The sequence below is a fragment of the Rhizobium sp. Root483D2 genome, assembly GCF_001426685.1.
Lineage (GTDB): Bacteria > Pseudomonadota > Alphaproteobacteria > Rhizobiales > Rhizobiaceae > Pararhizobium > Pararhizobium qamdonense.
Genome location: NZ_LMFB01000012.1, coordinates 331049 through 342974 on the forward strand (window position 1 = coordinate 331049; position 11926 = coordinate 342974).

At 62.4% G+C, this 11926-nt stretch carries 14 protein-coding genes; 10 read left to right on the plus strand and 4 right to left on the minus strand.

Annotated elements, in window-relative coordinates:
- Nucleotides 1-46: 46 nt before the first annotated feature.
- Together ASD32_RS11125 and ASD32_RS11130 are read right to left on the minus strand one after the other, a co-directional pair.
- Nucleotides 47-610: a methylated-DNA--[protein]-cysteine S-methyltransferase gene (locus ASD32_RS11125; RefSeq protein ID WP_060638079.1), complete on the minus strand. Its 564-nt coding sequence runs from the start codon at nt 608-610 to the stop codon at nt 47-49.
- A gap of 60 nt (nt 611-670) precedes the next feature.
- Entirely contained in the window at nt 671-1168 is a 498-nt protein-coding gene (locus ASD32_RS11130; protein ID WP_060638179.1) for a methylated-DNA--[protein]-cysteine S-methyltransferase, read from the minus strand.
- Between the two features lie 294 nt (nt 1169-1462).
- Between ASD32_RS11130 and ASD32_RS11135 the strand changes: the two genes are divergently transcribed.
- From ASD32_RS11135 to ASD32_RS11175, 9 genes are all read left to right on the plus strand, one after another.
- Complete coding sequence (locus tag ASD32_RS11135; protein WP_162252660.1) at nt 1463-2035, plus strand: 2'-5' RNA ligase family protein; 573 nt, start codon at nt 1463-1465, stop codon at nt 2033-2035.
- Between the two features lie 167 nt (nt 2036-2202).
- Entirely contained in the window at nt 2203-3261 is a 1059-nt protein-coding gene (locus tag ASD32_RS11140) for a succinylglutamate desuccinylase/aspartoacylase family protein (RefSeq protein WP_060638081.1), read from the plus strand.
- 172 nt (nt 3262-3433) lie between these two features.
- A complete protein-coding gene (locus ASD32_RS11145; protein WP_060638082.1) occupies nt 3434-4564 on the plus strand; it encodes a TIGR03364 family FAD-dependent oxidoreductase in 1131 nt (376 codons plus the stop codon).
- Nucleotides 4561-5340 (plus strand): phosphonoacetaldehyde hydrolase, encoded by a 780-nt coding sequence (phnX, locus tag ASD32_RS11150; RefSeq protein ID WP_060638083.1) that lies wholly within the window; start codon nt 4561-4563, stop codon nt 5338-5340. The genes ASD32_RS11145 and phnX overlap by 4 nt, the downstream gene beginning before the upstream one ends.
- Before the next feature lie 63 nt (nt 5341-5403).
- Nucleotides 5404-5754: an ArsC family reductase gene (locus ASD32_RS11155; protein WP_060638084.1), complete on the plus strand. Its 351-nt coding sequence runs from the start codon at nt 5404-5406 to the stop codon at nt 5752-5754.
- A 2-nt stretch (nt 5755-5756) separates the two neighbouring features.
- The gene (gene ybaK, locus ASD32_RS11160) at nt 5757-6230 is read left to right on the plus strand and encodes a Cys-tRNA(Pro) deacylase (protein ID WP_060638085.1); all 474 of its coding nucleotides are present in this window, start codon (nt 5757-5759) and stop codon (nt 6228-6230) included.
- Nucleotides 6231-6237: 7 nt separating this feature from the next.
- Nucleotides 6238-7125, plus strand: coding sequence for an MBL fold metallo-hydrolase (locus ASD32_RS11165; RefSeq protein WP_348270738.1), 888 nt, complete (start codon nt 6238-6240; stop codon nt 7123-7125).
- 86 nt (nt 7126-7211) lie between these two features.
- Nucleotides 7212-8459 carry an aminopeptidase gene (locus ASD32_RS11170; RefSeq protein WP_060638086.1) on the plus strand — a complete coding sequence of 416 codons (1248 nt, stop codon included), beginning with the start codon at nt 7212-7214 and terminating at the stop codon, nt 8457-8459.
- Entirely contained in the window at nt 8456-9235 is a 780-nt protein-coding gene (locus ASD32_RS11175; protein WP_162252661.1) for a pyrroline-5-carboxylate reductase dimerization domain-containing protein, read from the plus strand. Before ASD32_RS11170 ends, ASD32_RS11175 begins: the two co-directional genes overlap by 4 nt.
- Here the strand turns inward: ASD32_RS11175 and ASD32_RS11180 are convergent.
- The gene (locus ASD32_RS11180) at nt 9225-10127 is read right to left on the minus strand and encodes an EamA family transporter (protein ID WP_060638088.1); all 903 of its coding nucleotides are present in this window, start codon (nt 10125-10127) and stop codon (nt 9225-9227) included. The genes ASD32_RS11175 and ASD32_RS11180 overlap by 11 nt on opposite strands.
- Nucleotides 10128-10184: 57 nt before the next feature.
- Between ASD32_RS11180 and ASD32_RS11185 the strand changes: the two genes are divergently transcribed.
- Nucleotides 10185-10697: a MarR family transcriptional regulator gene (locus ASD32_RS11185; protein ID WP_060638089.1), complete on the plus strand. Its 513-nt coding sequence runs from the start codon at nt 10185-10187 to the stop codon at nt 10695-10697.
- A gap of 3 nt (nt 10698-10700) precedes the next feature.
- Here the strand turns inward: ASD32_RS11185 and hemW are convergent, their stop codons facing one another.
- Entirely contained in the window at nt 10701-11876 is a 1176-nt protein-coding gene (hemW, locus tag ASD32_RS11190) for a radical SAM family heme chaperone HemW (protein WP_060638090.1), read from the minus strand.
- Nucleotides 11877-11926 lie beyond the last annotated feature (50 nt).

Here is an 11926-nt window from a genome sequence, read left to right on the forward strand (position 1 = left end):
GGCGCACCGGCTGCGAAACGGCGGTTCAGGTGTCAAAGCCGTTTGTTCACAAGAGCAGCGACTGCTGCGCCGGTTCCGGTGTGCCGACATGTACGCCTTCCAGTTCCAGCATATGAACCTTGGCTGTCGCGCCACCGGGGGCGGAAAAGCCGCCGACCTTGCCGCCGGCGGCGAGCACGCGGTGGCAGGGGATGATCAGCGGCACCGGGTTCTTCGCCATGGCCTGGCCGACATCGCGGGCGGCCTGCGGTCCGGCGCCGAGCGCCTTGGCCAGCGTGCCATAGGTGGTCGTATGGCCCCAGCCGATGGCGCGCAGCGCCTGGTAGATCTGCCGGAAAAAGTCGTCCTGGCCGTCAAGGTCGAGGGCAACGCTGGAGAAATCGATAATCTCGCCGTCAAAATAGCGTTGCACCGCAGCGATGACCTCGCGGATCGCCGGGGTGGGGTCCCCGCGTTCAGCGTCCGGCACGCGGCGCAGAATGTTGCGTTCCGTGGCCTCGGCGCTGCGTGCCGGCAGCTGGAACCGGGTGATGCCGATCGCGTTCCAGGCAATGCCGCAATAGCCGCCGGCAGTCTCAAAAACATGATAGGTCTGTGCTTTCTCAGCCATCGGTCCGCTCCTTGTCCAACTCCCGCGCCAATGCGTGGGGTCAAAATACGCTTCTGTTTGTCACGCTGCCGCGCTCAGGCGCTTGCGTTCCAGTGCCAGCAGATACCGCTTGGCCTCCAGCCCGCCGGCAAAACCGTGCAATTGCCCGTCCGATCCGATCGCGCGGTGGCAGGGGACGATGATCGAAACCGGGTTTCTGCCGTTTGCCGCTCCCATCGCGCGATAGGCTTTGCGATGCCCGATCTGCCGGGCAATGGTGGCATAGGTCCGGGTTTCGCCAAAGGGGATCGTCAACAGCGCCTGCCAGACCGCCTTCTGGAATGCGGTACCGGTGAGATCCAGCCGGATGCTGAATTCCGTGCGCTCGCCCGCAAAATATTCCGCCAGCTGCCGTTCTGTTTCGAGCAGGATCGGATGATTGGCGCTTTCCACGCGTTCGCCAAGCCTGACGCGGTTGGGGGCGTCGTTCTCCCACAAAATGGCAGCCAGCCCGTCGCTGCGGGCAACCAGCTCCAATGCGCCGACCGGCGAGGCGATGAATTTGCAAACGGTGATCATGGTCTGAGTTTCGCTCAGTTTTACCGATCCCGCCACCCGATTCTTGCGCTGGAAGAGGTGGATCGAACGCTGTATCCGCTTGGCTGTGGCAGGCTCGATTTGACGCAACGCCCAACCCATCCATTTCACGATCGTGGGAATAAATTCACAATGTTCATGTTTTGTTCTTGATCAAATATCCGACTCGAATATACTGGTGGCATCCAGAAAGAGATGAGGTCTGCCATGCTTGGAAAAGCCGAGGTTTTGCGCATTGAACAGCAGTCATTTTTACGCGGTCGGGCGGGCAGCACGGTGCCGGTCCAGCCCCAGCAGAAATATGCTGATGATCATGGAAAGAGCAATCTGTTCCTGGCGCTCGTGCCGGAGCGGGAGGTGGCTTTGCAGGCTGTCGAGACCGGCAGGGAGATTGCGCGGCGCTACGGCCTGTCGAAAAGTCCACGCCCGCATGAGCGCATGCATGTCTCGCTGAATGCCATCGGCACATATCCGGATTTCCCCGATGATATCGTCTTCGCCGTCTCCGCAGCCATGGCCACCGTCAAGGCAGCCCCTTTCGAGGTCAATTTCGATCGCGCCATGTCCGTCACCAATGCCCGGGCTGTCGTGCTTGCCAATGCGATCCGCAGCGAAGAGATGATGGATCTGCATGTGCAGCTTGCCAAGGAAATGTGGAGTGTCGGCCTGAATTTCACCTATAATCCGCGTTTCATGCCGCATATGACGGTTCTCTATGACGACGTGCCGGTGCCCGAGCACTTGCTTGCCGAACCGGTCCGCTGGATTGCGCGCGAATTCGTGCTGATCCGCAGCGTCATCGGCAAGAGCGAATATGAATATCTCGATCGCTGGCCATTGCTGGATTGACGGGATCGGGCCCGGAGCAACCGGCGTGCGGATACGGCGCGCCGGTTGCGTCCGTTTCTGTGTGCCGGGGCCGATCTACAACACAAAGCAAGCCGCAAATTTTGGCATCTTGCGCCTGCCTGCAGCAAGCCGCATAAGCCCTTGAAACGATAAAAGGGAGGATGGTCATGGATATTTCTGAAATCGTCATCAGGGGTGATACGCCGGGTGTCGAATGGCGGCTGCCGGTCATCCGGTTCAAGGGCAGCGACGCCAAGGCGCCAAAAATCTACATCCAGGCGGCGTTGCACGCCAACGAGCTTCCGGGCACGGCTCTCCTGCATTTTCTATGCGAAAAGCTGCGGCAGGCCGATGCCGATGGGAAAATTTTCAGCGATATCACCATCGTTCCGCAGGCCAATCCGATCGGCACGGCGCAATCGCATTTCGGCGAATTGCAGGGCCGGTTCGATCTGGGCTCGCGCACCAATTTCAACCGCGAATTTCCGCTGATCGGGCTGTCCGAGCGCGAAACGCTGATCGACGATCTCGAGCGTTATCCGGTGGTGGAACAGCTGAAGCGGCAGTTGCTGCATATGGCGCTCGGTGCCGATCTGATGCTCGATCTGCATTGCGATGATGAATCCGTGCAATATACCTATGTTGATGAGGCCTTCTGGCCGGAAGCCGCCGATCTGGCATCGGCGCTCGACATGGAAGCCGTGTTTCTCGCCGATGGCGAAAGCAGCGCGTTTGAGGAAGCGGTCGGCTATGCCTGGAAGCATGAAACGGCCGAAAAGGCCAAGCGGCTGCCGGGCCGGCTGGCCGTCACCGTCGAGCTTCGCGGCACGCGCGATGTCTATCCGGACATGGCCCGCAAGGATGCCGAAGGGCTCTGGCGCTTTCTGGTGGCGCGCGGCGCGGTGGGCGGCGCGGCCGCAACGATCGAGCCCTATCGCGGCAAGGTGACGCCGCTCGACAATATCGAGATGATCCGCGCGCCGCAGGCCGGCGCCGTGCTGTTTCATCGCGACATCGGCGATACCGTCGCTGCCGGCGATCTGCTGGCGACGATCATCACCACACCGGGCATGGAAGGTGGTGCGATCGATATCCATGCGCCGCAGGCAGGGCTGGTCGCCACGCGCACCTCGCAACGCTTTGCCCGCCGCCGCGACAACCTGATGAAAATCGCCTGCGACGAGCCCACCAAGGCGGTGCGCAAGCCCGGCGCGCTCGAGGCCTGAGCGGCGGTCTTCTGGCGGCGCTGTGCCTCCCGGTGTGACGTGCCCGGCCTGAGATGAATAACGTGGACAATCGCCGCCTTGCTGGCGGTTGTCATAATCCCTTTATGGAATTGCGTTCTTTAGCCGCGAGCCAACCCGGACCTGGTCCACTGTGGCACGCAGGAGAGCGCGCATGCCCATCTATGATCTCGCCATTGCCGGTGCCGGTATCGTCGGCCTGGCGCACGCGCATGCGGCGGCCAAGCGCGGCAAGCGCGTCGTTGTCATCGACCGTGATGCGCAGGCCAATGGCGCTTCGGTGCGCAATTTCGGTTTCGTCACCGTCACAGGCCAGGAGGCCGGAGATTGCTGGACCATGGCACGGCAGTCGCGGGATATCTGGGCAGAGGTGGCGGAAAAAGCCGGCATCGCCATCGTTCAGCGCGGCATGGTGCTCGCCTCGCGGTTCGACGAATCCGAAGCGGTGATCGATGCTTTCCTGCGCACGGAAATGGCCGATGGCTGCGAAAGGCTGACGGCGCGCCAGGCGCAGGCGCATGTCCCCTCCTTGCGCACGTACGCTGCCCGCGTCTCGCTCTACAGCCCGCACGAAATCCGCGTCGAATCCCGCACGGCGATCCCGCTGCTCGCCCGGTTTCTGGAAGAGCAGCTCGGCGTCACCTTCCTGCGCAACACCACCGTCACTGCAGTCGAACCGCCGCGTGTGGAAACAGCGGATGGTGTGATCGAGGCCGAAACCGCGATCGTTTGCCTGGGCGACGATTTCACCGGGCTTTTTGCCGACCGCATCGCGGCCTACAATGTCACCCGCTGCAAGCTGCAGATGCTGCGGCTGCGGCCGCAACAGCCGGTCCGGTTCAACACGGCCGTCATGTCCGATCTCGGGCTTGGCCGCTATCTCGGCTATGCCGGCTTGCCCGAGGCCGCGCCGCTGAAACAGCGCCTGGATGCCGATTTGCAGGCGGAGCGCGGCAATGGCATTCATCTGATCGTCACCCAGTCGGCCGATGGCTCGCTGGTGGTCGGCGATAGCCATCATTATGCCAAAACCCCTGATCCGTTTGCCTCGGATGCGGTCGATGATCTCATCCTTGGCGAATTCGACCGGGTGCTTGATCTGCCGGGACGGGTAATCGCCGAGCGCTGGCTGGGGACCTATGCCTCGGCGCCCGATCGCTGGCGTTTTACCGACAGGCCGTCCGACCGCGTGCGCATTGTCGTCGTTACCGCCGGATGCGGCGCCTCGACGGCGTTCGGGATCGGCGAGGAAACCATCAACGAACTCTATGGGAGTGCCGCATGAGCAAGTTCAAGGCCGTGATTTTCGATTGGGCCGGCACCGTCATCGACTTCGGGTCGTTTGCCCCGATGGGCGCCTTTGTCGAAACCTTTGACAAATTCGGCGTGCATGTGACCATCGAAGATGCGCGCAAGCCGATGGGGCTGCCCAAGCGCGCGCATATCAGCGCCATGCTGGCCGAGCCGCATATTTCGGCGCGCTGGGCATCCGCGCAAGGGGCAGCACCCGATGAAGGCGCCGTCGACAAGGTCTATGACCTCTTCGTGCCGCTCAACGAAGAGGTGGTCAGCGACTATTGCACGCTGGTGCCCGGCACGCTCGAAACGGTCGCCTATCTGCGCGCCAAGGGCATGCGGATTGGCTCGACGACCGGCTATACGCGCTCGATCATGGAGCGGGTGCTGCCGCTGGCGGCCGAACAAGGCTTTGCGCCGGAAAACCTGATTTGTGCCGATGATCTGCCGCTCGGGCGCCCGACGCCGATCGGCATGTACAAATGCTTCCTCGACCTGATGGTCTATCCGGCCGGCGCGGTAATCAAGGTCGATGACACCGAGCCGGGCATTGCCGAGGGCGTGGCCGCCGGCTGCATCACGGTGGGGCTGACGCTTTCGGGCAACGAGGCAGGCCTGACCGCGGCGGAGCTTGCCGCGCTGTCGCCCAATGAACGTTCGGCCCTGCATGAAAAGGTCGGCGCCAAGCTCAAGGCCGCCGGTGCCGATCACGTCATCGAAACCGTGGCCGGACTGCCGCAACTGATCGACATGCTGGAGCGCTGATCTTCCGGCATTCTCAGCCGCATATCTTCATGCTATCCCGCATACCGGCAAAAGGGATTGAGCATGAGCGTGACCATCTACGGCATCAAGAATTGCGACACGATGAAGAAGGCGCGGACCTGGCTGGAAGGCCAGGGGATCGCCTATGATTTCCACGACTACAAAGTATCCGGCATTGCCCGCGAGACGCTGCAGCGCTGGACGGCAGCGCTCGGCTGGGAGACGGTTCTGAACCGCTCCGGCACGACATTCCGCGCGCTTGGTGATGCCGACAAACAGGATCTCAACGAAGACAAGGCGATCGCCCTGATGCTCGCCCAGCCCTCCATGATCAAACGGCCGATATTGGATCATGACGGCAAGCTGACGGCTGGCTTCAAGCCTGAGATTTATGGCCGCCTTTTCCAGGGGTAAACATGTCGAAGAGCACCCGTGCAACGCTTGCGCTGACAAAAGCTGCGGCCGCCTTTACCGTTCATACCTATGATTACGATCCGTCTGCCGACCGGATCGGCATGGCGGCGGCCGAGGCGCTGGGGGAGGAGCCGCGCCGTGTGTTGAAGACGCTGATGGCCGAGGTCGATGGCAAGCCGGTTTGCGTGGTGGTACCCTCCGACCGCGAAGTGAGCATGAAGAAGCTGGCGGCGGCGTTTCAGGGGAAATCGGCCCAGATGATGAAACCGGCCGAGGCCGAGCGGCTGACCGGCTATCATGTCGGCGGTATCAGTCCGTTCGGACAGAGGAAACAGGTGCCAACGGCGATCGAGGAACAGGCATTTGCCGAGCCGCTGGTCTATATCAATGGCGGCCAGCGCGGCCTGCAGGTGCGATTGGCCCCCGACGATGCCCGCAAAGCGCTGAATGCCGTTGCCGCGTCTTTGATTGCCTGAGAGAACCATGATGTCTGAGATGACCGCGACGCTTTCGATCCTTGAACCCTATCCCGGCATCTTCGCCTATTATGACGGGCGCGTTAGAGGCAAGCGGCTGCATGCCGAGGGGCCGAACTGGCTGGACGACGGCGCCTATTCGCTGGGTGTGGCCTCCTATGCCATCGTCGATGGCGCTGAAGCTGTGGTTTACGATACCCATATCTCGCTGGCGCACGCGCGCGCGATCCGTGCGCATCTGGAAAGCCTCGGCGTCCATACAATCCGCGTCGTGCTCAGCCACTGGCACAAGGACCATATTGCCGGGAATGCCGTGTTTGCCGACTGCGAGATTATCGCCCTTGCTTTGACGGCGCAGAAGCTGGAGGAGAACCGCAGCAGGATCGAAGCGGCCAACCCGCCGATTGCGCCGCTGGTCATGCCGACGCGGCTGTTTGAGGAAACACTGGAACTCTTTGTCGGCCGCCGCCGCATCGAACTGCATCATTTCGCGGTTCACAGCTCGGACGGCAACGTTATCTGGCTGCCGGACGAAAAAGTGCTGCTCGCCGGGGACACGCTGGAAGATACCGTCACTTATATCGCCGAGCCCGGCCAGATCGGCACGCATATTGCCGAACTGCGGCGCATGCGGGAATGGCCGATTGAAAACATCCTTCCGAGCCACGGTGACAAGGCGCGGATTGCCGAAGGGGGATATGCGCCGGCGCTGATCGACGCGAACCGGAACTATCTGGAGCGCCTGTCCACCGCAATTGCGCAGGGCGAAACCGTGATCCCGCAACTGACGGAATTTGCCGCCGCCGATATCGCGTCGGGCGCTCTCGTCTATTTCGAGCCCTATGAAACGGTTCATCACAGCAATATCGCGGCCGTGACGGCCGCCATGCGATGAGACCTGCCAGCGCAAATGCACCTTCAAATTCGCCGCAAAGCGCTCTAAGTCTAACCCTGATGTAAATTCAGCAGACAGGCACTCCCATGACCTCTTCCACGCACCAAGCCGTCGATCCCGTCAAACTGGACAAGCTCGCCGAAGTCGCCATCAAGGTGGGTTTAAGGCTCGAGCGCGGCCAGGATCTCCTGATCACGGCGCCGATCGCCGCCCTGCCGCTGGTGCGGCTGATCACCAAACATGCCTATATTGCCGGGGCCGGTCTGGTGACGACGTTCTATTCCGACGAGGAAACGACGCTCGCCCGCTACGCCCACGCCCCCGACGAAAGCTTCGACAAGGCCAGCAACTGGCTTTACGACGGCATGGCCAAGGCCTTTGCCGGCAATACTGCCCGCCTTGCCATATCCGGCGACAACCCGATGATGCTGGCAGCGCAAGACCCGGCCAAGGTGGCGCGTGCCAACAGGGCGATGTCGATGGCCTACAAGCCGGCGCTGGAGAAGATCTCCAATTTCGACATCAACTGGAACATCATTTCCTATCCAAACCCCGCCTGGGCGCGGCAGATGTTTCCGGATGATGCCGAGCAGGTTGCCGTCGAAAAGCTGGCCAATGCCATCTTTGCCGCCTCCCGCGTCGATGTCGCCGACCCCATTGCCGCCTGGGCCGGGCATAATGCCAATCTTGCCAAGCGTTCCGCATGGCTGAACGGCGAACGCTTTTCGGCGCTGCATTTCACAGGACCGGGCACGGACCTGACGGTCGGGCTGGCCGATGGCCATGAATGGCATGGCGGTGCATCGACCGCAAAGAACGGCATCACCTGCAATCCCAACATTCCGACCGAGGAGGTCTTCACCACGCCGCATGCGCTGCGCGTCGATGGCCATGTGTCGAGCACCAAGCCGCTGTCGCATCAGGGCACGCTGATCGACAATATCCAGGTTCGCTTCGAGGCCGGCCGCATCGTCGAGGCCAAGGCCTCGAAGGGCGAGGAAGTGCTGAACAAGGTGCTGGATACGGACGAAGGCGCACGGCGTCTCGGCGAAGTGGCACTGGTGCCGCATTCCTCGCCGATCTCGGCCAGCGGCGTCCTGTTCTACAACACGCTGTTTGACGAGAATGCCTCCTGCCATATCGCGCTCGGGCAATGCTATTCGAAATGCTTCCTCGACGGCGCCTCACTGACGCAGGAGCAGATCACGGCGCAGGGCGGCAATTCCAGCCTGATCCATATCGACTGGATGATCGGTTCCGGCGAGGTCGATATCGATGGCGTTCTTGCCGATGGCGCCAAGGTTCCCGTCATGCGCAAGGGCGAGTGGGCTTGACCACGCTCGGCGTCATCGGCGGAACAGGCTGGCTGGGCGGCGCTCTTCTCCGCCCGGCCCTTGCCAGGGGCTTCATCGCCCCCACAGATCTCATCCTGTCGTCGCGCAGCGGCAGGACGGCAGGGTTCGAGGCCTGGCCGCATATCCGGTTCACCACCGACAACCGTTCGCTGGCGGCGCAGTCGGATATCGTCATTCTGTCGGTGCGGCCGGAGGATATCGATGCTTTGGAACTCGATCTCTCCGGCAAGCTGGTGATGTCCGTTATGGCCCGGCTGCCTGCGGCAGCGCTTCGCAATCGTTTCAAAAGCGGCCGCATCATCCGCGCTATGCCGAATGCCTGCGCCGAGCAGGGGCTGTCTTTCACCCCCTGGCATGCAACGGACGAAACAACGGCCGCAGACGCGGAATTTGCGGACGGTTTCTTTGCCTGCTCTGGGAAGACGGCGAAGCTTTCGACGGAAAGCGAGCTTGATTATTTCACCGCCCTGACCGGCTCCGGCCCGGCGTTCATCGCCGCCTTTGCCGATGTCATGGTCCGTAACGCCATCGCCCATGGCGTTGCACCTGATATTGCCGATACCGCCGTTCGCCAACTCTTTCTGGGCGCCGGAACTTGGATGGCCGACGCGCCGGAGACACCGGCGGATACGGTGCGGATCTTCACCGATTATGGCGGAACCACCGCCGCCGGCCTGACGGCGATGTTCTCGGCCGATATTGCCGGGCCGATCGGCAAGGGGCTAGCGGCTGCGGAGAAGGCCGTTAAAGGCTGACGGTTTTCGCCGGGACCGTTGCTGCGGCGCGCGGTGCCATTTGCGCCCGCTGGCCGAGCCACACGCTCGTGAGCACTGCGGCCATGCCGGCGATCTGCAGCGGCGTCAGGTTCTGGTTCAGCATGCCCCAGCCGAGCAGGGTTGCCACCAGCGGGCTGAGGAAGCCGAGCGAGGCGACGGCTGCAGGGTCAAGTCTGGACAGGCCGCGAAACCACAAAAGATAGGTGAAGGCGGCGCCGATCAGGCCGAGCCAGGCCATGCCCAGCACATTGGCCATGGTCGGCACCGGCAGAGCCGGCTCAAGCAGCAGCGCCACGGGTAACAGCAACAGGCCGCCTGCGGTCAGCTGCCAGGCCGTGAAGGTGAGGCTCGAGACGGGCGGTGCCCAGCGGCGCGTCAGCACCGTGCCGAACGCCATGGAGACTGCACCTGCGAGCCCTGCGGCAATGCCGATCGGATCGAGCGCCGCTCCGGGCGTCAGCACCAGCAGACCGACACCGGCCATGCCGACAATACCAGCGGCGATCGCCTGCGCCCTCACCGGCGAGCCGATCAAAAGGCGGGCCAGCATGACGACGATCAACGGCTGGATCGCGCCGACAGTTGCCGCGACCCCGCCGGGCAGGCGATAGGCCGAGATGAACAGCATCGCCCAGAAGAACGAGAAATTGAGCGCGCCCAGAATGAAGCTGCGCGCCCACCAGATGCCCTGTGGCAATTGCCGGACGATCATAAGCAGGATGAGGCCGGCAGGCAGGGCGCGCAGCATGGCAACGGTGAGGGGATAACCGTGCGGCAGGAATTCGGTGGTGACCACATAGGTGCTGCCCCAGATGGCGGGCGCGATCGCGGTCAGGCCGATATCCGCGAGGGAACTGGATTTTATCTTCATTTAAAGTATCTCTATTTCAAGATAAATCAGCATAACATCGATTATCTTGACGTCAAGATGAATGCTGCGTACCAAACAGGTATGGCAGAAGATCACGTCGATAGAATTTTGGCACAATGGACACGGGAGCGTCCGGACCTGGATATTGGCCCCATGGGCCTGCTGGGCAGGCTGGCGCGGCTCTCGACCTATCTCGGCCGCGAGGTGGAGAAGACGTTTTCGCAGTTCGGATTATCGTCGGCGAGCTTCGACGTGCTGGCGGCGCTGCGCCGTTCCGGTCCGCCTTACCGGCTTTCGCCGGGCGACCTCCTGGCAACCACGATGATCACATCGGGAACGATGACCAACCGCATCGATCAGCTGGAAAAGGCCGGTCTCGTCGAGCGGCTGACCCATCCGGACGATCGCCGCAGCGTGCTGATAGCACTGAATCCGGAAGGGCTTGCGCTGGTGGAGCGCACAGTCACCGCGCATGTCGCCAACCAGCACAGGCTGACGGCGCTGCTGGAGCCGGATGAACGGGCGGCGCTGGATCGGATCGCCAGGAAATATCTGGCTGCGTTCGAGTAAAATTTAGCAGGCGAGGTCGGCAACCACCGCATCGAGGATCAGCATGCCGGCCGGGGTGCAGCGCAGGCGCGAATTGCCCAGGCGCTCGATGAAACCATGTTCGATGAGGAACTGTTCGCGGTCCGGATCCGGCTCGCGGCCGGACAGGTCCTGCCAGCGCACGAGATCGATGCCTTCCTTGAGCCGCAGGCCCATCAGCAAAAGCTCATCAGCCTGTTCGCCGTAGCCCAGCACTTCCTGGTCGACCATGCCATGGCCATGGTCCTCGACCAGCTGCAGCCAGTCCTCCGGCTTGCGCTCGGTTGCCGTGGCGATCTTGTTGCGGCCGCGCGTCAACCGGCCATGCGCACCCGGGCCGATGCCGGCATAGTCGCCATAGCGCCAATAGGTGAGGTTATGGCGGCTTTCGGCGCCCGGTGCGGCGTGGTTGGACACCTCATAGGCCGGCATGCCGAACCCCTCGGTGATCTGCTGCGTCGCCTCGTAGAGCACGGCGGAATGTTCGCCATCCGGAACGATCAGCTTGCCCGCCTTGTGCAGGCCGTAGAAAGGCGTGCCTTCCTCGATCGTCAGCTGGTAGAGCGACAGGTGATCGACGGCGTAGGAGACGGCCTGTTTCAGCTCCTGCTCCCAGGCTTCGACGGTCTGGTTGGGGCGGGCGTAGATCAGGTCGAACGACATGCGCGGAAAGATATCGCGCGCCAGGCCGATAGCCTTGAGGGCGTCCTCGACATTGTGCAGCCGGCCGAGAAACTTCAGGTCGCGGTCGTTCAGCGCCTGGACGCCGAGCGAGACCCGGTTGACGCCGGCGGCGCGATAGCCGCGAAACCGCGTCGCCTCGACGCTGGACGGATTGGCCTCCATGGTAATTTCGATGCCGTCGGGCACATGCCAGAGATTGGCAATGCCGTCGAGAATGGCCTCGACCGTCGAGGGGTTCATCAGCGACGGCGTGCCGCCGCCCATGAAGATGCTGGTGACGGTGCGCGGGCCCGACATATGCCGCATCGCCGCCATCTCGGTGAGAAACGCCGTGACGAAACGCGGCTGATCCACCGGCTGATGCCGCACATGGCTGTTGAAATCGCAATAGGGACATTTGGCAGCACAGAATGGCCAATGCACATAGACCCCGAAACCGGGCTCCTTGCTGTCGCCGATGGAAGAAAAAGTAGCCATTCTGTTTCAGGTCTTTCAGGCGCTTTGGCGCGGAGTTAAGGTCGTGTCGT

Bases quoted from the DNA above. Each gene is read 5' to 3' on its own strand.
- ASD32_RS11125 (WP_060638079.1), bottom strand. From the start codon at position 610: ATGGCTGAGAAAGCACAGACCTATCATGTTTTTGAGACTGCCGGCGGC.
- ASD32_RS11130 (WP_060638179.1), bottom strand. From the start codon at position 1,168: ATGATCACCGTTTGCAAATTCATCGCCTCGCCGGTCGGCGCATTGGAG.
- ASD32_RS11140 (WP_060638081.1), top strand. From the start codon at position 2,203: ATGGATATTTCTGAAATCGTCATCAGGGGTGATACGCCGGGTGTCGAA.
- ASD32_RS11145 (WP_060638082.1), top strand. From the start codon at position 3,434: ATGCCCATCTATGATCTCGCCATTGCCGGTGCCGGTATCGTCGGCCTG.
- phnX (WP_060638083.1), top strand. From the start codon at position 4,561: ATGAGCAAGTTCAAGGCCGTGATTTTCGATTGGGCCGGCACCGTCATC.
- ASD32_RS11155 (WP_060638084.1), top strand. From the start codon at position 5,404: ATGAGCGTGACCATCTACGGCATCAAGAATTGCGACACGATGAAGAAG.
- ybaK (WP_060638085.1), top strand. From the start codon at position 5,757: ATGTCGAAGAGCACCCGTGCAACGCTTGCGCTGACAAAAGCTGCGGCC.
- ASD32_RS11165 (WP_348270738.1), top strand. From the start codon at position 6,238: ATGATGTCTGAGATGACCGCGACGCTTTCGATCCTTGAACCCTATCCC.
- ASD32_RS11170 (WP_060638086.1), top strand. From the start codon at position 7,212: ATGACCTCTTCCACGCACCAAGCCGTCGATCCCGTCAAACTGGACAAG.
- ASD32_RS11180 (WP_060638088.1), bottom strand. From the start codon at position 10,127: ATGAAGATAAAATCCAGTTCCCTCGCGGATATCGGCCTGACCGCGATC.
- ASD32_RS11185 (WP_060638089.1), top strand. From the start codon at position 10,185: ATGAATGCTGCGTACCAAACAGGTATGGCAGAAGATCACGTCGATAGA.
- hemW (WP_060638090.1), bottom strand. From the start codon at position 11,876: ATGGCTACTTTTTCTTCCATCGGCGACAGCAAGGAGCCCGGTTTCGGG.